Source organism: Herbaspirillum frisingense GSF30, from assembly GCF_000300975.2.
In the GTDB taxonomy this organism is placed as follows: domain Bacteria; phylum Pseudomonadota; class Gammaproteobacteria; order Burkholderiales; family Burkholderiaceae_D; genus Herbaspirillum; species Herbaspirillum frisingense.
In genome coordinates, this window is the sequence record NZ_AEEC02000008.1 from 116,913 (window position 1) to 135,642 (window position 18,730).

The window sequence follows — 18,730 nt, forward strand, 5'->3', positions numbered from 1 at the left end:
TTCAGGCCGAGAAGGGGAACAGGGTGCGTACGGCAGTGAGTGCCTCCATCCCCTCCAGCTGTGCCAGCCGCTCGTGGGCAATGTGCTCATCGATGCCACCGTAGCGCAGGCATTCCAGGAATTTCTCGCGCCGCTGGTCCGGCGTCAACGGCTCGCGTGCTGCGCCACGCGGCGCATCGCGACGGCCACGCAACTGCCGGCCATCATTCAATTCGATACAGACCTCGGCCCCCTCGGGGGCCTGCAGTTGCCGCACCGGCTCCTGCCATTGCGTGCTACTGCACATGCTGACCCTGGCCATGAGCGCGATCATGTCGGCCTGCGCCAGCCGCGCCGCCTCCAGGTCCTGCAGGCGCGGCCCGTCGTGCAGCACCGCCGCCGCAATGGCGAAGGGCATGCTGAACTGTGCCTGCTGCGGCGTCTGTGGACGATCGTGGATCAGGTTGGCGATCACGATGGGCGGCACGTCGCAGCGGATGGCAAGAATCTCCTCGCTGCGCACACCATGCGCTGCGATCAACTCCACCACCACATCGACAGCGGCATGCGAAGACAGGCAGACCGGGATGCGCTTGACGTCCAGCCCCGGATCTTCCAGCGTCCAGCGTTGCCCCAGTGCGCTGAAGACGCTGCCGTCGAAGTGATCGTCATTGAAGAGATGCGCAACGCCATGGCGATGCTCGAAGGCATCGATCGGGCCGGTGGCGCCGGCCTGTGCCAGCCAGGCCGCCATCACCCCGGCCTCGGCGGCGCGTCCGGCCAGCAGGGCCTTGGCATCGGTGCCGAAGCCGGCCTTGATGCCGGCTGCGCTGGCAGCGGCCAGGCCGAGTGCATGCGCGGCCTGCTGCGCGTCCAGACGCAGCAGCCAGGCTGCCGCCGCGCAGGCCCCGATGGGGCCGAGTATCCCGCTGCTCCACCAGCCGCGCCGGTAGAGCCGGTTGTCGCTTGCCAGGCCCAGCGTGTACTGGCATTCGGCGCCGACCACCAGGGCCGTCAACAGGGCCTGGCCATCGGCATCGATCTGCTGGGCCACCGCCAGCGCGGCCGGCACGATCACCGCCGAACCGTGGACGAAACCGGCATAGCAGTTGTCATCGAAGTCCAGCGCATGCGCGGCCACCGCATTGACCAGCGCGGCGTGGCGCGCCTGCGTGCGCTGGTCGCTGCCGGCCAGGCCACAGGTACCGACCGCGCCATCGCCCTGCACCAGCAGGCGGGCATGGGCCGCCACGCGGGTGCGACCACCGGCGCTGATCACGCCGAGCGTATCGATGAGGCTATGCAGGGCGATGCTGCGGATGCGCGGGGGGATGCTTCCCGCCTCCTGCCGCACCAGCCAGCGTGCCATGGCAGGGATGGCGAGGCTCACACCCGGCGCATCGCCTGTCATGGCGGAGTGCGGCCCGCTCAATCCGGCAGCTGCCCGGCCGGAGCGCCCAGCCAGGTCTGCGAGAACTTGTCGATGGTGCCATCGGCGCGGGCTTCGCGGATGATCATGTTGATCTTCGCCAGCAGGGTCGATTCACCCTTGGGCATGGCCACGTAGCAAGGCGCATTGGCCAGGATCACCTTCAGTTCCATGTCCAGTGACGGGTTCATCTTCTGCAGCGCGGCGGCAACCGTGGTGCCGGTGGCGAACATCTGCACATGCCCGGCCAGGAAGGCCGACAGCGTGGCATTGTTGTCCTCGAAGCGCTTGACCACCGCGCCCGGCGCCAGCTGTTCCAGCTCCTGGTCCTGCATCGAGCCACGGGTCACCGAGATAGTCTTGCCGTTGAGTTCGGCGAAGCTGGTGGCCTTGACCTTCTTGGTGCCGAACACCGCATCGAAGAACGGCGCATAGGCCAGGCTGAAGTCCACCACCTTGGCGCGTTCGGCGGTCTTGCCCAGCGACGAGATGGTGATGTCGGCCTTGTTGGTCTGCAGGTAGGCGATGCGGTTGGGCGCGGTCACCGGAACCAGTTCGACCTTCACGCCGAGTTTCTTGCCGATCAGTTGCGCCATGTCGATGTCGTAGCCACGCGGGGTCATGTCACTGCCCACCGAGCCGTAGGGCGGGTAGTCGGTCGGCACGGCCACGCGGATGGACTTGCGCGCCATGATGGTGCTGTAGAGGTCGTCGGCCAGCACGGGCGAGCTGGCCACGGCCAGGCCAGCCGCAAGAGTCAGCATGGCAAGTAGGGAGCGGCGTTTCATGGAAAACCTTTCTGGAGCCAAGCTCCGTCGATACGCAGTAAGAAAGTTCGAGAACCTGGGGCGAGCCCCTGCCGCCTTCTGGCGTGCTTGTTGTCCGTCGCATGTCTCGGGCATGCGCCGCTCCGGTAATGCTTTTTGCGCTGCTGCCTCTTCAGGTGCGGCGTCGTCTGTTGCGGGTGGGCGCAGCCGCGCGCGGTTCCAGCGCGGGAGCTTCCTCGCCCTGGCTGCCCCACCATTCGCCCACGCCCCAGAGTTTTCTCTCGGTGTCGGCGATCTGTGACTTGATGTTGATCTTTGCGGTGGCGGCCATGAGCGCCGCCAGGATTTCTGCCACCAGAAAGGCCGGCAGCAAGGTATCGAAGAACGACGCGCCCTTGTTGGGCACGATGATGGCTTCGCTGGCCATGCGCGCCATGGGCGAGCTGGCGCTGTCGGTGATGACCACCAGCCGCACGCCGGCCTTCTGCAGATGGGTGGCGATCGACATGGCCCGGCGCGAATGCGGCGCCATGCTGCAGATCAGCGCCACGTCGCGCGAGGAGGGCTGGTGCATCAGCTTCATGATGCCGCTCTCGCCGGCGCCATCCACCAGCGTGACATTGCGCGCAAAGAATTCACACACATGGGCAAACTGGAAGGCCACCGGGAAGGAACCGCGCAGGCCCAGGCAAAAGATGTCACGTGCCGCCGACAGCAGCTTGGCCGCGCGCATGATGGCCGGCATGGTGGATCCGCTGGCGAAGGAGCGTATCTGCGCCTCGGCGGTCTGCACCAGGTCCATGGCCAGGGCTTCCTCGCCGATGCGCTGGTGCAACTCCACCAGGCCCTGGGCGCGTGAACCGAATTCGCTGCCATGGCTGCGCAGGCTGGCCTTGAACACTTCGCGTACGGCGTCGTAGCCGGACAGCCCGAGCGCCTTGGCAAAGCGCGTCATGGTGGACGGTGGCAGCTCGATCAGGCGCGCCTGTTCGCGCATGGACAGCACCGCCACCTCATGCGGGTGATCCAGCACGAAGGCAGCCACCTCCCGCACCTGGCGCGGCAGGCGGTCGAAGCGTTCCTTGATGAGGGCGGTCAGCGCAGCTTGGTTCACGATGCAGGGCAAGGGGCGGAAGATAGCCCTGCATGAGCAACATGTGTGCCAATTGCCGATGCAAACGATACAAATGAACCATTTGCGTCCGCGCTTGGCCTGCATCAGCAAGGGCCTGCCACCGGGCTTGCCCCGTCCCGGCGACGACCGGGGCGATACAAACGAAACAGAAATCGGCCCTTGCTGTATCGACCGCCTCTCCCGCGCCGTGGGGATGGCGCGGCACCCGGACCGTGTCAGCCGCGGCGCAGCGCCCCGTCATGGGACATCACGCCCCACGCCGACGCAAAGCCGTGGGCGATGCTGCTCCCTCAGCTCGACAGATGGGCGGCGGAGCGGATGTGCAATTCGCGCAGCAGGGAGAGGAACAGTTCAGCGCGGTGCGTGGAAGGACGGTGCGGGTCGGTCACGGCGCAGATGGGATGGACGAAGGTGGGACTGGCGCGGCGCGCGCGCAGGGCATAACGCTTGCCGATCAGTTGCGCGTAATGCGTGGGCAGCAGGCCGACATAGTCACCGCTGGCCACCAGCAGGGCGATGGCTTCCAGGCCACCGGCCTCCGGCCCGCGCTCGTATCCATCGCCGGCCAGCACCTGATCGACATAGGGATGGGGTCGGTAGACCAGGGGCCAGACCGCCTTGCGCGGCTCGCCGCCCTCCTTGCGCACGGCGCCATAGAGGCGATGGCTCTCGACGAACAGCGGCAGGTAATCGAATTCATCATCGCCCGGATAACGGCCGCGAATGGCGATATCGACCCGTTGCTCGCGCAGCGCCTGGTTCAGTTCGGGAAAGGTCATCACCTCGATACGCGGCTGTACCTGGGGCGCGCGCCGCTTGAGCGCGGCGATGGCCTGCGGCAATTTGCAATCGGGATGACTCAGGGCATGCTCCACCACCCCCAGCGCCAGCGGCCCGGACAGCACACCATGCACGGCATCGATCTCGGGGCGGATGCGCTCCAGCGAACGCAGGGCGGTGGTGGCCAGCTTGAGCGCCACCTCGCCCTCGGGCGTGAGCCGGAAGCCGGCCGGCCCCCGCTCGCACAGGCGCACGCCCAGGCGTTCCTCCACCTCGCGCACATGGCGGCTGATGGAGGCCTTGGACATCAGCAGCACCCGCTCGGCGGCGGCGAAACCACCGGCCTCGGCGACGTTGCAGAAGACCCGCAGCGAGCGCAGGTCGCGCTCATCGAAATCCAGCCTGATCATGACGCTCCTGTCTGCATGCACCGTTGCGGTGAAATTGCAAAGTCTCGAAAAATGAAACTATACCTCTAAAAGAATCATTTTCTATGATCACCGCGACTCGCTACAGTGAATGCATGCACAGCGGCCCATCGCTGCCTCATCGATGCATGCAGGCCCGCTGCATTTCTTTTATCAGGAAACCATCCATGGACAATCTCACCGCACCGCGCACCGGCCACAAGACCCTGCTGTATTCGGAGCTGGTCACCGACCTCACCGACTTCAAGGCCGACATCGCGGTCCTGGGGGTCCCCTTCGGCGCCGCCTACGGCCCGCGCCAGTACAGCAACGACCAGACCAATGCGCCGCAGGCCCTGCGCGACCTGAGCGACCGCATGGTGCGCCATCCCAGCCACTATGACTTCGATATCGATGGTCCGCTGCTGCAGGAGCGCGAGGATATTCGCTTCGTCGACTGCGGCGATGTCCTGCCCGACCTGGCCCAGCCGGAGCTGCACAAGCAGCGCGCCGAAAGCGCGGTGCGCCAGATCCTGCGCGGCGGCGCCCTGCCCATCGTGCTGGGTGGCGACCATGGCATCACCAATCCGGTGCTGCGCGGCTTCGATGAAGTCGGGCCGATCACGCTGGTTCACATCGATGCCCACCTCGACTGGCGCGACGAGGTCAACGGCGTGCGCGATGGCCTGTCCAGCGTGATCCGCCGTGCCTCGGAACTGCCCTACGTCAAGCACATCGTGCAGATCGGCCTGCGCGCCCAGGGCAGCGGGCGGCCGGCCGACTATCGCGCCGCCAAGGAATGGGGTGCCGACCTGATCAGCGCCTATGAATTGCACGACATCGGCATGGATGCGGTGCTGGCGCGCATTCCCGATGGCGGTAACTACTATCTGACCATCGATGCCGATGGCCTGGACTGCGCCATCATGCCGGCCGTCGATGGCCCCGCGCCGGGCGGCGTCACCTTCCTGCAGGCGCGCAAGCTGATCCACGGCCTGGTGCGCAAGGGCCGCGTGGTGGGCATGGACATCGTGGAAATCCAGCCGGCCAAGGACAATGCCAGCAAGATCAGTGGCGTCACCGCCGGCCGCCTGATCGTCAATCTCATCGGCGCCACCATCCGCGCCGGTTATTTCGACAAGAAGTAAGAAGCCCCGCTCACTATCCCAACCACCCATTTCCGGAACCGACATGGCCCATACCCGCATCCGCAAGTTCAACACCCGCGAAACCTATCCCGAACAGAAGCTGGACAATGACCTCTGCCAGGCCGTAGTGGCCCGCGGCACCATGGTCTTCCTGCGGGGACAGATCGGCCAGGACCTCGATACCTCCGAGAGCGTCTGCATCGGCGACGTCAAGGGACAGACCGAACAGGCCATGAAGAACATCGACATGCTGCTCAAGGAAGCCGGCAGCCAGCTGGACCATATCTGCAAGCTCACCATCTATATCTCCGACCCGCGTTTCCGCGAGGATGTCTATACGGTGGTGGGCAAATGGCTCAAGGGCGTCTATCCGGTCTCGACGGGGATCGTGGTGACCGCCTTCGCCCGTCCGGAATACCTGGTCGAGGTGGATGCCACGGCGGTGATTCCCGACTAGATCAGACCTTTATGCAGTGACCGCCAGGTGCGGCACTGGAACTCTTCCGGTAAGTAGCAGTACTTGGGCCGCATCGATGATGCGGCCTTTTTTTGGTGCGGCGCGGTGGAATTGGGCGTAGCGGGAAGCGGGAGGCAGGAGGCAGGCGGTGCGGGCAGCAAAGTCCCGCTCCGTAACCGGCGACCAGGGGCCGCCGGCGGGAGGATCAGCGGGAAGAGTTGTCGCGCGACATTGTCGACAAACCCGAATACAGGCTGCAGCTGTGCGGCGCGCCACGATGGGAACCGGTGTCCAGTTCGCTGGAATCGTTCAGGTAATCGACCAGCTTGCGATAGAGCTTTGCGAAGTAGTGCATGACTTACCCCCTTTCAATGTGCCTCTGTTGGCTGTCTGTTGGCGGATGGTGTCAGTGCTTGACGAACCACCCATGCCGGCTTTACCACCCCACCCACATCACCCGCTTCACGGCCCGGCACGAACCGTATAAATTGTTTATATGATTTATTCTATTTGCATGCGGCGGCCGCGTCTATCAGGAATTCTCTGACATTGGCTTCCTGTTGCAGGTAATCATCACTTCCGGCGCGCCTACATCCCGGCCGCATGCCCCTGCAGCCAGTCGCGAAACGCCGTCATGGCCGTCCCCTGTGGCCGGGATTTGAGGCGGGTGAGCCAGTAGGCACCGGTGACGATGCCGGTCTCGAAAGGGCAGACCAGCCGCCCCTGGCGCAGCTCCCGTTCGAACATCAGTACCGGCAGCAAGGCCACACCGGCCTGCTGGGCGGCCGCTTCGGCCAGCGCCAGCGAGGAGTCGAACACGAAGCCGCGCAAGGGCGGGCAAGGTGCGCCGGCGGCGGAGAACCACTGGTTCCACTCGTCGCTGCGGTAGGAACGCAGCAGGGTCTGGCTCGCCAGGTCGGCAGGGCTGCGTAATTGAGCGGCCAGGGCAGGTGCGCACATCGGCGCCAGCGGCGCCTCGAACAGACGTTCAGCCTCGGTGCCATGCCATGCACCATCGCCAAAGCGGATCGCATAATCGAGACCCTCGCCGGCCAGATCGACCCGGTTGTTGTTGGTCAGCAGGCGCAGGTCGACGAAGGGATGGTTCTGCTGGAATTCCCGCAGGCGCGGCATCAGCCAGCCCACGGCAAAGGTGCCGACCACACCCACGGTGAGCACTTCTCGGCGACGGCCATGTTCGAACTGGCCCAGCACGTCGGCAATGCGTCCGAAGGACTGGGCCACCACCGGCAACAGCGCCAGGCCCTCGTCGGTCAGTGCCAGGCCACGCGGCAGGCGCCGGAACAGGGCCACGCCGAGCCGCTGTTCGAGGTTCTTGACCTGCATGCTCACGGCGGTCTGGGTCACGCTCAATTGCTCGGCGGCGCGGGTGAAGGACAGGTGGCGGGCCGACATCTCGAAGGCACGCAAGGCATTCAACGGCAAATACATGGAGTCTCCAGGCATCAGATTTTCTTGGGTCTACGGCCAATTATCATGAATTGTGGCCATCGCCGCCACTGCCTATGATCTGGCCTGTCGCAAATCCGCAATCAACAAATTACTAGGAGAAAACATGTCCGGAAGACGCAACTTCCTGGCCCTCACGGCCCTGGCGGCCGGTGGCCTGATCAGCCGTAGCTGGGCTGGCGACGTACAAGGCGCAAGTAAAACTATGGACTCGTCCAGTATCGTTCAGAAACTGGCGCGGCTGGAAGCCGATATCGGCGGCCGCCTGGGCGTATCGCTGGTGGATACCGTCCATGGCCGGCAGTGGGGTTATCGCGCCGACGAGCGCTTCCCCATGTGCAGTACCTTCAAGTTCCTGGCGGCGGCAGCGGTGCTGCGCCGGGTCGATGAAGGCCGGGAGCGCCTGGCAAGGCGCATCGTCTATCGCAAGCAGGACCTGGTCCCCTACTCGCCCACCACCGGCAAGCACACTGGCGGCGCCGGCCTTTCCATGGCGCAGTTGTGCGAGGCGGCCATCACGCTGTCCGACAATACCGCCGCCAACCTGATGCTGGCCAGCATGGGCGGCCCGGCCGGACTGACCGGTTTCGTGCGGACGCAGGGCGACGAGCTCACGCGCCTGGATCGCAACGAACCCACGCTCAACGAAGCCATCCCGGGCGACCCGCGTGACACCACCACCCCGGCCGCCATGACCGCCGACCTGCGCCAGGTGGTGCTGGGCAATGCCCTGGCACCAGCCTCGCGCGAACAGATCACGCAGTGGCTGCTGGCCAACCAGACCGGCGACAAGCGCGTGCGCGCCGGCCTGCCGGCGGGCTGGAAGGTGGGAGACAAGACCGGGACGGGTGACCGCGGTACGGCCAACGACGTGGGCGTGGTGTGGACGCCGCAGGGTGCGCCGCTGCTGTTTGCGGTCTACCTCACCGAGAACACGGCCGAAGCGGCCCGGCGCGACGCCGTGCATGCCGAAGTCGGTCGCCTGATTGCGCAGGTGATGGGCTGAGCGCGTGCGTGCTCAGTTGAGGCTCGGTGGAGGCTGGGTGGAGGCTCAGTTGGCAAACTGCAGCGACACCGGCCCCACGCCTTCCAGCGCGGCTTCCACCAGCAGACCACCGCGCGCCAGTTGCAGGCCGGTACAGGAGCCGGTGGTGATGATCTGCCCCCGGCGCCAGGGCTGGCCGCGCTGGGCGCAATGCTGCGCCAGCCAGCCCAGCATGGGCCACAGGTCGGCCGGGTTGCCGCCGGTGGTGCGGGTGATGGGCTGGCCATCGATGACCAGGCTGGCCTCCACAGTGCGCAATGACAATTGCGGCGGCAGCGGCTGGGGCTGACCGGTCACCAGCGCGCCATGGCTCTGCAGATCGGCCATGCCGGCCCAGGGATTGCCGCAGGGCGGATGTCCCAGGCGCGTCTCCACCACTTCGATGGCCGGCAGGATGGCGTCGAAGACGGTGCGCAGTTCGGCCTCCTCGGGCTGTTGCGTGCCGGGATCGAAATCACGCCCCACCCGCAAGGCCAGTTCCACTTCCAGTCCGCGCATGCGCCACTGCGGCCCGGCCAGTCGGGCGCCCGAGGGCAGGATGCCGGACTGAGGCAGAGGCGCGCAGCCGGGCGTGCTGCCATCGCCCTTGCTGCCCACCTTCCACCCGCCCACCGGCCCCAGCCGGCGCAGTTGCGCATCCTGCACCGCGTAGGCGGTCTCGGCGTCGCCCACCGCCAGCCGGCGCCAGTCCAGGGCCAGGCCGCTGTGGCGGGCGTCGAGCAGAAGTTGGGTGGCGGCGTCGATGTGCATGGGTAAGGCTCCGGCAATGAGATGGCATGGGCAGCGCGCATTGTACTGTCAGGGGCGCCATCGACCAAAGTCCAGCTTCGACCAAGCGATGAAATCGGCCCCGTCGGCACGCTGTCCCGGACCCGCCGATAATGAAGAGAATCACGCTTGACTTCGAGCGCACTCCAACTTCTAGACTGGCTGCCATGACCTCTTCCCTGACCATTGCCCAAGCTGCTGCGGCCACCGGCCTGTCGGTGCATACCCTGCGCTACTACGAGAGGATAGGCCTGCTCGATCCGGTCGAGCGGCGCGACAACCGGCATCGGCGCTATACCCAGGAAGACCTGAACTGGATCGCCTTCCTGAAGAAGCTCAAGGCCACCGGCCTGCCGGTGCGCGCCATGCTGCGCTACGCCGAGCTGCGGCGCGACGGCAATACCGTGGAGAGTGTCATGGAACGCAAGGCGATGCTGCAGGCCCATACGCTAAGCGTCCAGCAAACCCTGGCCGAACTGCAGGAAAACCTGGCCGTGCTGCACCACAAGCTGGCGCTGTACGACACCCTGGAACAGCAGGCGCGCATGGCGCCGGCCATTCCGGCAGGGCTGCCCCGACCGGCCTCAACCAAAGAAAGGATTGCACCATGACCGAACCCATCACCTCCCACCTGCAACCGGAATCCGCCGTCGGCACCCGCCGCCTGGGCAGCAACGGCCCGCTGGTCTCGGCCATCGGCCTGGGCTGCATGGGCATGAGCGATTTCTACGCCCGGCGCGACGACCAGGAATCGCTGGCTACCATCGACCGCGCCCTGGAGCTGGGCATCAACTTGCTGGACACGGCCGATATGTATGGCCCCTACACCAATGAAGAGCTGGTCGGACGTGCCATCAAGGGGCGCCGCGACAAGTTCTTCATCGCCACCAAGTTCGGCTTCAAGCGCGACCCGGCCGATCCCACCGTGCGCGGCGTGGACGGCAGCCCTGCCTATATCCGGCAAGCGGTCGAAGGCAGCCTCAAGCGCCTGGGCATCGAGGCCATCGATCTCTACTACCAGCACCGCATCGATCCCAACACCCCCATCGAAGCCAGCATGGGCGTGCTAGCCGATCTGGTGCGGGCCGGCAAGATCCGCTACATCGGCCTGTCCGAGGCGTCATCGGCCACGCTGGAGCGGGCGCACCGGGTACACCCGGTCACCGCGCTGCAGAGCGAATATTCGCTGTGGACGCGCGACCCGGAAAGCGACGTGCTGGCCACCTGCCGTGCACTGGGCATCGGCTTCGTGGCCTACAGCCCGCTGGGCCGGGGCTTCCTGAGCGGCGCCATCCAGCGCGTCGAGGATCTGGCCGAGGATGATTTCCGACGCAGCAATCCGCGCTTCCAGGGCGAGAATTTCCAGCGCAACCTGCAATTGGTGGCAAAAGTGAAGGAAATCGCCAGCCAGCACGGCTGCACGCCGAGCCAGCTGGCGCTGGCCTGGGTGATGGCCCAGGACCCGCATCTGGTCCCCATCCCCGGCACCAAGCGCCGACACTATCTGGAAGAAAATGCCGGCGCCTGCAATGTGAAGCTTTCTGCCCAGGATCTGCAGAACCTGGATGCGGTCTTCCCACGCGGCGCCGCCGCCGGTGAGCGCTACACCGAAGCCAGCATGAAACTGCTCAACGGCTGATTCCCTGGCCGCCCCCTGGCCGCCCCCTGACCGATCCCGCAGCAGCCCCCCCACCCGACGCCGACCTCGGCGCCGGGTCGGTTCCCTCCCCGAACCACCGACCTTCCGCCCCACACCTACGTAGTCCTACTGAGCCCCTCTACGTGGTGCCCCGCTTGTTCTGCTTGTCGTAAATGCCAATACTACGACCAACAAAAAAAGCCGCATCCGCGTGCCGACAATCCACGATCAGGGACATTCACCACCAGGCTGCAGCCAGCCGGCTGAGCGCATCCGTCGGCAGGCTGCCGCTGCGCGCAGGTTCAGCATCAATACCCGGACATGACCTGTCCGGGGGATAAAAAAACAGGGCGTCAAAAACGCCCTACCACCTTCAAAACGACAGAGGAGAACAGATGTCCGTCGCTGCCCCATCCGCAAAGAGTCCTTTGCGCCTATTGCTGTTGCTGCCTTTCATCGCCCTGCTCTGGGTACCGTTCTACAACCAGGAACTGCCCAGCCTGTTCGGCTTCCCCTTCTTCTACTGGTATCAGCTGGCGTGGGTGCCGCTGACTTCCCTGATCATCTGGCTGGTCTATCGTGATGGCCTGACAAAGGGAGTCGAGTGATGGAGACCTCCAACATCCACTGGACCGCCCTCTGGGTCTTCCTGTTCTTCTTCGTGCTGGTCACCGTGCTGGGTTTCATGGCCTCGAAATGGATGGCCGGCCCCAGCAACAAGGGCGCCCACCTCGATGAATGGGGCCTGGGTGGCCGCAACTTCGGCACCTGGATCACCTGGTTCCTGGTCGGCGGCGACTTCTATACCGCCTATACCGTCATCGCCGTGCCGGCGCTGGTCTATGCGGTGGGGGCCTATGGCTTCTTCGCCCTGCCCTACACCATCCTGGTCTATCCCATCGTGTTCGTGATCATGCCCAAGCTGTGGCATGCCGCCCACAAGGCCGGTCACGTGACCGCCGCCGACGTGGTCTGGGGTCGCTACCAGTCGCGTCCGCTGGAGTTCGCCATCGCCCTGACCGGCGTGGTCGCCACCATGCCCTACATCGCGCTGCAGCTGATCGGCATGGAAGTGGTCATCAAGGCCCTCGGCCTGACCGGTGAACTGCCGCTGCTGGCGGCCTTCGTGATCCTGGCGCTGTACACCTACTCGGCCGGCCTGCGGGCGCCGGCTCTGATCGCCTTCGTCAAGGACATCATGATCTACATCGTGGTGATCGTGGCGGTGGTGGTGGTGCCGGCCAAGCTGGGTGGCTACGGTGCGGTGTTCAGCTCGGCGCGCGATGCCTTCGCCCTCAAGGGTGGTGCTACCGGCCTGACCCTGAAGCCCACGCAGTTCCTGCCCTTCGCCTCGCTGGCCCTGGGTTCGGCGCTGGCGGCCTTCATGTATCCGCATACGCTGACCGGCATCTTCGCCGCCAAGGACGCCAATACCATCCGCAAGAACGCGGTGTTCCTGCCGGCCTATACCGTGCTGCTGGGTCTGATCGCGCTGCTGGGTTACATGGCCTATGCCGCTGGCATCAAGGTGCAAGCCAACAACGACGTGGTCCCGGCGCTGTTCAACAACCTGTTCCCGGGCTGGTTCGCCGGCTTCGCCTTCGCTGCCATCGCCATCGGTGCGCTGGTGCCGGCTGCGGTGATGTCCATCGGTGCCTCCAACCTGTTCACCCGCAACTTCTGGAAGCCTTACGTCAATCCTGGCATCAGCCATGAAGGCGAAGCCAAGGTGGCCAAGATCGTGTCGCTGGTGGTCAAGTTCGGCGCGCTGGTGTTCATCCTGTTCCTGCCGACCAAGTTCGCGCTGGACCTGCAGTTGCTGGGCGGCGTGTGGATCCTGCAGACCTTCCCGGCCCTGGTGTTCGGCCTGTTCGTCGGCTGGTTCGGTGCGCGCGCCCTGCTGTGCGGCTGGGCGGTGGGCATCGTCGGTGGTAGCTGGATGGCCTTTGCCGATGGCATCAAGCCGGTCCATAGCTTCATCATCGGTGGCGAGGCCTACACGCTCTACACCGGCCTGATCGCTCTGACCCTCAACGTGGTCGTGGCCGTGATCGCCAACCTGATCTTCGGCAAGGGTTCGCAGCCCGCGCTGAAGCGCTGAGCGAGCGCCTGCGGGCGCCCGTCGTAGAAAAGCCGAGCCCGACCCATGTGGTCGGGCTCGGTTTTTTTGTTCCCCGAAGCCGGTGGCCGTTACGTTCTCAGGCCAGCGCTTCCAGGCACAGGGCGATACCCTGACCACCGCCGATGCACAGCGACACCACGGCGCGCCGCTGGCCGGTGCGCTGCAGTGCGTGGGCGGCCTTGGTGATGAGGATGGCCCCGGTGGCGCCGATGGGGTGACCGTGGGCGATGGCGCCACCGTCGATGTTGAGGATGTCGGACGGAATGTCCAGCTCACGCTGCACCGCCAGCGCGATGGCGGCAAAGGCTTCGTTGATCTCGAAACGGTCCACCTCGCCCAGGCTCCAGCGGGCGCGGGCCAGCGCCTGGCGGATCGCCGGCACCGGTCCCAGGCCGAACATGCCCGGCTCCACGCCACTGACGGCCGCTGCGCGCACAACCACCAGCGGGGCCAGGCCCAAAGCATCGGCGGTCTCGCGGGTACTCACGATCATCGCCGCCGCACCGGCATTCACGCCGGGCGCATTGCCGGCGGTGATGCTGCCGTCCTTGCGGAAGGCCGGCTTCAGGCGGGCCAGCGATTCGACCGTGGTGTCCGGGCGCACGGACTCGTCCTGGTCGAAGATCTGTTCACCTTTCTTGCTGGTGAGGGTAATGGGCAGGATCTCGCGGCTGAAGTAGCCGGCCGCCTGGGCGGCGGCGAAGCGCTGCTGGCTCTGCGCGGCGTAGTGGTCCTGCTGCTCGCGGCTGAGGCTGAACTGCTGCACCAGGTCCTCGGTATGCCAGCCGGAATGCTTGCCGGAGAAGGCATCGTTGAGGCCGTCGCTGAGGATGGCGTCGATCACCGCGCCATCGCCCATGCGCATGCCGGCACGCGCCCCGGGCAGCAGATAGGGGGCGCGCTCCATGTTTTCCATGCCGCCGGCGATGACACAGCGCGACAGCCCGGCACTGATCTCGCCCAGTGCCGTCACCACTGCCTGGGCGCCGGAACCGCAGACGCGGTTGATCGCCATGGCCGGGGTCTCGACCGGCAGACCGCCCTTGATCGCAGCCTGGCGGGCCGGGTTCATGGCGTTGCCGGCCTGGATCACATTGCCCATCACCACCGAATCGACCACTTCCGGGGCGATCCGGGTGTTCTGCAAGACCGCCCGGATCGCCTGGGCGCCCAGCTCCACGGCGGGGACGTCCTTCAGACTGCCGCCAAAGCTGCCGATCGCGGTGCGACGCGGCGAACTGATCACGATTTCCTGCTGCATGGCCTGCTCCTTCCTCACAAGTCGTTCTTCACCCATGCCGCTATCTGCGACCACCCGACGGGCGGCGCTGACAGGCAGCGGCACACCGTTACCATCCCGACAAGAGGCGGGAAGGCAACTTACTTTCATAATGCAACTTACTAGATGCTATCACTGCGGACGCCGATTGGCATCTCGTAGTTTTGCTGTTGCCGGCGTGGGGTCGGTAAGTCAGGAGGAGGGCCCGCCGTCGAGCGACGGCGGGTGGTGGCGCAGCGAGGAGCGCCTCAGTCGGCGCTGCTGGCGGCCGGATGTTCGGCCAGCGGCACGAAGGTATTGCTGGCGGCATCCAGCGCCAGGATGGAGCCGGATTCGATGTCATAGACCCAGCCGTGCAACGCCAGGCGGCCCTGCGCCAGGGCCACCGCCACCGAGGGATGGGTGCGGATGTTGTTCAGCTGGGCGATCACGTTCTCGCGCACCATGCCGTCGATGCGGTCCTTTTCGGTGGCGTGCGGGCGGGATTCGTTGATCATGCGGGCCGCATCCGTATGGTGCAGCCAGTTGCGCACGGCCGGCATGTGATCCAGGCAGGCACAGGTCGCCACGGCGGTCATGGCGCCGCAGTCGGAGTGGCCGCAGATGACGATGTCGGACACCTTCAGCTGCGCCACCGCGTATTCCACCGTGGCACTCACGCCGCCCGGCTCGGGGCCGAAGGACGGCACGATGTTGCCGGCGTTGCGGATGACGAACAGGTCGCCCGGTTCGCGCTGGGTGACCAGCTCCGGCACCATGCGGCTGTCCGAACAGGAGATGAACAGGGCCTTGGGCGTCTGCCCGGTGGCCAGGGTCTTGAACAGCTCCTTGCGGGAGGGGAAGACGTCCTGCTGGAAGCGCAGGAAGCCATTGATGATGTCGCGCATGGGGGAATGCCTTGGTCTGGATGATCAACAGCCGGCATTATCGCCCGGAATCGCAATCGTCGCCTTGGCAAGTCGGCAATGGTCGACCGAACGAAACCCGCACGGACCGCCGGCTGCTTCGTTTTCCCTTCTCTTCCCTGCCCGCCCTAAGCGGCCGCCAGCTGGTACTTGCGAATCTTGTCGTAGAGCGTCTTGCGCGGAATCCCCAATCGTTCGGCGGCCACTGCCACGCTGCCCTCGCTGTCCTTGAGGGCGGCGGCGATGAGGCCAGCTTCGAACTGTTCCACCTGCTCCGGCAAGGGAGACGCCGGCAGGTCGCCGGCAGGCGCACCAAGGCCGGCGATCTGCTCCACGCCCAGCACCCAGCGGTCGGCGAAATTGCGCAGCTCGCGCACGTTGCCGGGCCAGTCGCGCTGTTGCCACTGCTGCATCTGCGCCGCCGTCCAGGGTGGCGACTCGCGCCGGTAACGCACCGCCGCCGCCTGGCAGAAATGCGCCAGCAGCAGCGGGATGTCGCTGCTGCGCTGGTTCAGCGCCGGCAGGTCGATGGAAACCACGCCGATGCGGTAGTACAGGTCTTCACGGAACTGGCCCTCGCCGGCCAGCTTCAGCAGGTCGGCCTTGCTGGCGGCGATCACGCGGCAATCAACGGCGACCGACTCGTTGCCGCCCAGGCGCTCCAGGCGCCGCTCCTGCAGCACGCGCAGCAGCTTGACCTGCAAGGCCAGCGGCATGCTTTCGATCTCATCGAGGAAGAGCGTGCCGCCGTCGGCATATTCCAGCTTGCCGATGCGACGCTTTTGCGCACCGGTGAAGGCGCCGGCTTCGTGGCCGAAGATTTCGCTCTCGAACACGGTTTCCGGCAAGGCGCCGCAATTGAGGGCCACGAACGGCCCCTTGCGGCCGCTGGCGGCATGCAGCTGGCGCGCCACGACTTCCTTGCCGCTGCCGGTCTGGCCGTTGATCAGGACATCCACGTCGGCCGGCCCCAGGCTGCGGATGAGCGTGCGCACGCGTTCGATGGCGGGCGACTGGCCGACCAGCGGTGGCAGTTCCGGGTCATGTGCCCAGGCTTCGCGCAGGCGGCGGTTTTCCAGCACCAGGCTGCGCTTTTCCTGGGCGCGCAGGGCGATCTCCAGCAGGCCGTCCGAACTGAAGGGTTTTTCGACGAAGTCATAGGCGCCGGCACGCATGGCCTCCACCGCCATGCCGACGTCGCCGTGGCCGGTGACCACGATCACCGGCAGGTCGGGGTCGATGGCCACCACATGCGCCAGCACCTGCAGGCCGGACCAGCCCGGCAGGCGCACATCGGTCACCAGCACGCCAGCGAAGTCGCGGGTCAGCAAAGGCAGGGCCTGCTCGGCGCTGGCACAGGCGGTCACCGTAAAACCCTCCAGCTCCAGCGCCTGGGCGGTGGCGTGGCGCACGGCCTGCTCGTCCTCGATCAGGATGGCGCTCTGGGCGCCGCTTTGTCTGTCCATCAATTCTCCGTCTTCAACAGGGGCAGGCGCACCACGAATTCGGCGCCGCCTTGTTCATGATTATGCGCGCTCAACTGACCATTCATGGCTTGCACGATCGATGAGGAAATCGCCAGTCCCAGCCCCAGGCCCTTGCTGGAAGACTTGGTAGTGAAGAAGGGTTCGAACAGGTGCGGGGCCACCTCGTCGGCGATGCCGGTCCCGGAATCGCGGATGCGCAGCACCGCCTGGCGCTGGGCGTGATCGACCTCCAGCAGCACGCAGACGCATTTGCGCGGCGCCTCTTCGACGGCATCCAGGGCATTGCGCAAGAGATTGATCAGGACCTGCTCGGTGCGCACCGCGTCGCCGGTGACGTGGACGGCTTCGCGCAGTTCGATGCGCACTTCGACGCCCTGCTTCTCGAAGTCGCCCGACAGCAGCAGCACCGAGGCCTCGATGGCCTGGCGCAGATCGACCGCCACCGGCGCATCGCCGCTCTTGCGCGCAAAGCCCTTCAACTGGCCGATGATGCGGCCCATGTGGGCGCTGGCGCTGCTGATGTGTTGCAGGTTTTCCGCCACCTGGGCCTGTTGGCCGCGGGCCAGGAACTTCACCGAATTGTCGGCAAAGGCGCGGATTGCCGCCAGCGGCTGGTTCAGCTCGTGTGTGACGCCGGCCGCCATCTGTCCCAGCATGGCCAGCTTGCCGGCCTGGACCAGCTCGTCCTGGGTGCTGCGCAAGAGGCTTTCGGTCTGCTGCAGCTTGGCGTACTTGGTGGCGATGGCCTGGTTGGCGGCGGTCAGTTCTTCGGTGCGCTGGGCGATGCGCTGGTCCAGTTCCTCGGCGGCGCGGCGCAGGGCATCACGGGACTCCAGCCGCTCCTGCAGGCGGCGCCGGTGCTGGTACCAGGCCAGCAGCGAAATGGCCAGCGCCAGCATGAACAGGGCCGCAGCCATGGTCGAGAGCATGGCCGTGCGCTGCATGCGCGCCTGCGAGGGAAACAGCATCAGCTGCCAGCCCAGCCGCCCCACCGTGCGCGAGACGTGGGTGCCGAAGCCGCGCTGCAGGGCCGGTGGCAGCGCCGTCACCGGAGTGATGGGCAGGTCTGCATATTGGTGGGTGCCGGCCAGCTCCTGCTGCACCGGCGCGCTCAGGGCCTGCAGGCTGTGGTATTTCCATTCCGGCCGGTTGGAGAGGAAGACCACGCCGCCAGCATCGGTCAGGGTGATCGGATCGCTGCTGCTGCGCCAGGTATGTTCGAATTCGGCCAGGTCCACCTTGACCACCATGACGCCGATGGGCAGGTCACCCTCGGCCTGGTCCTGGCGCCGGTAGATCGGTTGCGCGATGAAATAGCCCGGCTCGCTGGAGATATTGCCGATGCCGTAGAAGCGCCCTGCCCGCCCCTGTACCGCCTCGCGGAAATAAGGACGGAAGCCGAAGTCGCGCCCGACAAAGCTGAACTCATCGTCCCAGTTGCTGGACGCCAGCGTCAGTCCCCGGCGATCCAGCATGAAGATATTGACTGCCCGGGATTGCTGCTGGATGGTCTTGAAGGCGCGGTTCAGGCGGTCCACCGCCAGGGCGTCCTCGGGATGCTGCAGGACCTGGCGCACATCGGTCTGGAAGCCCAGGGCAAAGGGCAAGGCCTCGTACTTCTGCAGGATCGATTCCAGGTCCAGCGCGGCGATCTGCAATTGCGCCGCGCCCATGTTCTGCTGGTCCGTCGCCGCCTTGCGCAGGGCCACGCGATAGGTGATCCCGCACACCAGCAGCGTGGTGGCGAAGAACAGGATCAGGATCAGCAGGTTGCGTCTGGCTCGCATGCGTTCGAAATGACAGGTCCGTGGGGATAAAAGCAGCGCGGCGCCCCGCTGGGCGCCGCGTTGAAGGCCACATGATAACGCGACAGCCGAAGCTGCCGCGCTGAACCTGCGCTGATGCTGGCGTTA

18 protein-coding genes are annotated in these 18,730 nt (G+C 65.9%); 7 read left to right on the forward strand and 11 right to left on the reverse strand.

Annotation, left to right across the window (positions count from 1 at the left end; translation table 11 throughout):
• Position 1: 1 nt before the first annotated feature.
• The 4 genes from HFRIS_RS08060 to HFRIS_RS08075 form a co-directional block, all read right to left on the reverse strand.
• The gene (locus HFRIS_RS08060) at positions 2 to 1,369 is read right to left on the reverse strand and encodes an MmgE/PrpD family protein (protein WP_244436271.1); all 1,368 of its coding nucleotides are present in this window, start codon (positions 1,367 to 1,369) and stop codon (positions 2 to 4) included.
• A gap of 38 nt (positions 1,370 to 1,407) precedes the next feature.
• Positions 1,408 to 2,196 (reverse strand): transporter substrate-binding domain-containing protein, encoded by a 789-nt coding sequence (locus HFRIS_RS08065; protein ID WP_039874933.1) that lies wholly within the window; start codon positions 2,194 to 2,196, stop codon positions 1,408 to 1,410.
• Positions 2,197 to 2,347: 151 nt separating this feature from the next.
• Positions 2,348 to 3,289 (reverse strand): MurR/RpiR family transcriptional regulator, encoded by a 942-nt coding sequence (locus HFRIS_RS08070; RefSeq protein WP_039874981.1) that lies wholly within the window; start codon positions 3,287 to 3,289, stop codon positions 2,348 to 2,350.
• A 311-nt stretch (positions 3,290 to 3,600) separates the two neighbouring features.
• Complete coding sequence (locus HFRIS_RS08075) at positions 3,601 to 4,500, reverse strand: LysR family transcriptional regulator (RefSeq protein ID WP_006462804.1); 900 nt, start codon at positions 4,498 to 4,500, stop codon at positions 3,601 to 3,603.
• A gap of 185 nt (positions 4,501 to 4,685) precedes the next feature.
• On the opposite strand from HFRIS_RS08075, the gene HFRIS_RS08080 reads away from it, so the two are divergent.
• Together HFRIS_RS08080 and HFRIS_RS08085 are read left to right on the forward strand one after the other, a co-directional pair.
• Entirely contained in the window at positions 4,686 to 5,645 is a 960-nt protein-coding gene (locus HFRIS_RS08080; protein ID WP_006462805.1) for an agmatinase, read from the forward strand.
• 43 nt (positions 5,646 to 5,688) lie between these two features.
• Positions 5,689 to 6,102 (forward strand): RidA family protein, encoded by a 414-nt coding sequence (locus HFRIS_RS08085; protein WP_006462806.1) that lies wholly within the window; start codon positions 5,689 to 5,691, stop codon positions 6,100 to 6,102.
• A 205-nt stretch (positions 6,103 to 6,307) separates the two neighbouring features.
• Here HFRIS_RS08085 and HFRIS_RS25540 read toward each other — a convergent pair whose 3' ends face one another.
• Positions 6,308 to 6,457 (reverse strand): hypothetical protein, encoded by a 150-nt coding sequence (locus HFRIS_RS25540; RefSeq protein WP_006462807.1) that lies wholly within the window; start codon positions 6,455 to 6,457, stop codon positions 6,308 to 6,310.
• A gap of 233 nt (positions 6,458 to 6,690) precedes the next feature.
• Positions 6,691 to 7,554 (reverse strand): LysR family transcriptional regulator, encoded by an 864-nt coding sequence (locus HFRIS_RS08090; RefSeq protein ID WP_006462808.1) that lies wholly within the window; start codon positions 7,552 to 7,554, stop codon positions 6,691 to 6,693.
• 124 nt (positions 7,555 to 7,678) lie between these two features.
• Here HFRIS_RS08090 and bla point away from each other — a divergent pair, with 124 nt between their 5' ends.
• Entirely contained in the window at positions 7,679 to 8,578 is a 900-nt protein-coding gene (bla, locus tag HFRIS_RS08095; RefSeq protein WP_039874936.1) for a class A beta-lactamase, read from the forward strand.
• Between the two features lie 45 nt (positions 8,579 to 8,623).
• On the opposite strand, the gene HFRIS_RS08100 is transcribed toward bla, so the two are convergent.
• Positions 8,624 to 9,367 carry a 2-keto-4-pentenoate hydratase gene (locus tag HFRIS_RS08100; protein WP_006462810.1) on the reverse strand — a complete coding sequence of 248 codons (744 nt, stop codon included), beginning with the start codon at positions 9,365 to 9,367 and terminating at the stop codon, positions 8,624 to 8,626.
• 185 nt (positions 9,368 to 9,552) lie between these two features.
• Between HFRIS_RS08100 and HFRIS_RS08105 the strand changes: the two genes are divergently transcribed.
• The 4 genes from HFRIS_RS08105 to mctP all read left to right on the forward strand — a co-directional run bounded on the left by HFRIS_RS08105 (position 9,553) and on the right by mctP (position 13,125).
• The gene (locus HFRIS_RS08105; protein ID WP_006462811.1) at positions 9,553 to 9,996 is read left to right on the forward strand and encodes a MerR family transcriptional regulator; all 444 of its coding nucleotides are present in this window, start codon (positions 9,553 to 9,555) and stop codon (positions 9,994 to 9,996) included.
• On the forward strand, positions 9,993 to 11,024 hold the full coding sequence (locus HFRIS_RS08110; RefSeq protein WP_006462812.1) for an aldo/keto reductase: 1,032 nt from the start codon (positions 9,993 to 9,995) through the stop codon (positions 11,022 to 11,024). The genes HFRIS_RS08105 and HFRIS_RS08110 overlap by 4 nt, the downstream gene beginning before the upstream one ends.
• 428 nt (positions 11,025 to 11,452) lie before the next feature.
• The gene (locus tag HFRIS_RS08115) at positions 11,453 to 11,632 is read left to right on the forward strand and encodes a DUF3311 domain-containing protein (RefSeq protein WP_039874939.1); all 180 of its coding nucleotides are present in this window, start codon (positions 11,453 to 11,455) and stop codon (positions 11,630 to 11,632) included.
• Positions 11,632 to 13,125, forward strand: coding sequence for a monocarboxylate uptake permease MctP (gene mctP, locus HFRIS_RS08120; protein WP_006462814.1), 1,494 nt, complete (start codon positions 11,632 to 11,634; stop codon positions 13,123 to 13,125). The genes HFRIS_RS08115 and mctP overlap by 1 nt, the downstream gene beginning before the upstream one ends.
• A 97-nt stretch (positions 13,126 to 13,222) precedes the next feature.
• Here mctP and HFRIS_RS08125 read toward each other — a convergent pair whose 3' ends face one another.
• From HFRIS_RS08125 to HFRIS_RS08140, 4 genes are all read right to left on the reverse strand, one after another.
• A complete protein-coding gene (locus HFRIS_RS08125) occupies positions 13,223 to 14,407 on the reverse strand; it encodes a thiolase family protein (protein WP_006462815.1) in 1,185 nt (394 codons plus the stop codon).
• A 266-nt stretch (positions 14,408 to 14,673) separates the two neighbouring features.
• Complete coding sequence (locus HFRIS_RS08130; RefSeq protein WP_006462816.1) at positions 14,674 to 15,312, reverse strand: carbonic anhydrase; 639 nt, start codon at positions 15,310 to 15,312, stop codon at positions 14,674 to 14,676.
• 146 nt (positions 15,313 to 15,458) lie between these two features.
• Positions 15,459 to 16,796, reverse strand: a complete 1,338-nt coding sequence (locus HFRIS_RS08135; RefSeq protein WP_006462817.1) for a sigma-54-dependent transcriptional regulator — start codon at positions 16,794 to 16,796, stop codon at positions 15,459 to 15,461.
• Positions 16,796 to 18,604: a sensor histidine kinase gene (locus HFRIS_RS08140; protein ID WP_006462818.1), complete on the reverse strand. Its 1,809-nt coding sequence runs from the start codon at positions 18,602 to 18,604 to the stop codon at positions 16,796 to 16,798. The genes HFRIS_RS08135 and HFRIS_RS08140 overlap by 1 nt, the downstream gene beginning before the upstream one ends.
• Positions 18,605 to 18,730 lie beyond the last annotated feature (126 nt).

What these genes read in the sequence shown, in the direction of transcription:
- HFRIS_RS08065 (WP_039874933.1), bottom strand. Translation starts at nt 2,196, where the DNA reads ATGAAACGCCGCTCCCTACTTGCCATGCTGACTCTTGCGGCTGGCCTG.
- HFRIS_RS08075 (WP_006462804.1), bottom strand. Translation starts at nt 4,500, where the DNA reads ATGATCAGGCTGGATTTCGATGAGCGCGACCTGCGCTCGCTGCGGGTC.
- HFRIS_RS08080 (WP_006462805.1), top strand. Translation starts at nt 4,686, where the DNA reads ATGGACAATCTCACCGCACCGCGCACCGGCCACAAGACCCTGCTGTAT.
- HFRIS_RS08085 (WP_006462806.1), top strand. Translation starts at nt 5,689, where the DNA reads ATGGCCCATACCCGCATCCGCAAGTTCAACACCCGCGAAACCTATCCC.
- HFRIS_RS25540 (WP_006462807.1), bottom strand. Translation starts at nt 6,457, where the DNA reads ATGCACTACTTCGCAAAGCTCTATCGCAAGCTGGTCGATTACCTGAAC.
- HFRIS_RS08090 (WP_006462808.1), bottom strand. Translation starts at nt 7,554, where the DNA reads ATGTATTTGCCGTTGAATGCCTTGCGTGCCTTCGAGATGTCGGCCCGC.
- bla (WP_039874936.1), top strand. Translation starts at nt 7,679, where the DNA reads ATGTCCGGAAGACGCAACTTCCTGGCCCTCACGGCCCTGGCGGCCGGT.
- HFRIS_RS08100 (WP_006462810.1), bottom strand. Translation starts at nt 9,367, where the DNA reads ATGCACATCGACGCCGCCACCCAACTTCTGCTCGACGCCCGCCACAGC.
- HFRIS_RS08105 (WP_006462811.1), top strand. Translation starts at nt 9,553, where the DNA reads ATGACCTCTTCCCTGACCATTGCCCAAGCTGCTGCGGCCACCGGCCTG.
- HFRIS_RS08110 (WP_006462812.1), top strand. Translation starts at nt 9,993, where the DNA reads ATGACCGAACCCATCACCTCCCACCTGCAACCGGAATCCGCCGTCGGC.
- mctP (WP_006462814.1), top strand. Translation starts at nt 11,632, where the DNA reads ATGGAGACCTCCAACATCCACTGGACCGCCCTCTGGGTCTTCCTGTTC.
- HFRIS_RS08125 (WP_006462815.1), bottom strand. Translation starts at nt 14,407, where the DNA reads ATGCAGCAGGAAATCGTGATCAGTTCGCCGCGTCGCACCGCGATCGGC.
- HFRIS_RS08130 (WP_006462816.1), bottom strand. Translation starts at nt 15,312, where the DNA reads ATGCGCGACATCATCAATGGCTTCCTGCGCTTCCAGCAGGACGTCTTC.
- HFRIS_RS08135 (WP_006462817.1), bottom strand. Translation starts at nt 16,796, where the DNA reads ATGGACAGACAAAGCGGCGCCCAGAGCGCCATCCTGATCGAGGACGAG.
- HFRIS_RS08140 (WP_006462818.1), bottom strand. Translation starts at nt 18,604, where the DNA reads ATGCGAGCCAGACGCAACCTGCTGATCCTGATCCTGTTCTTCGCCACC.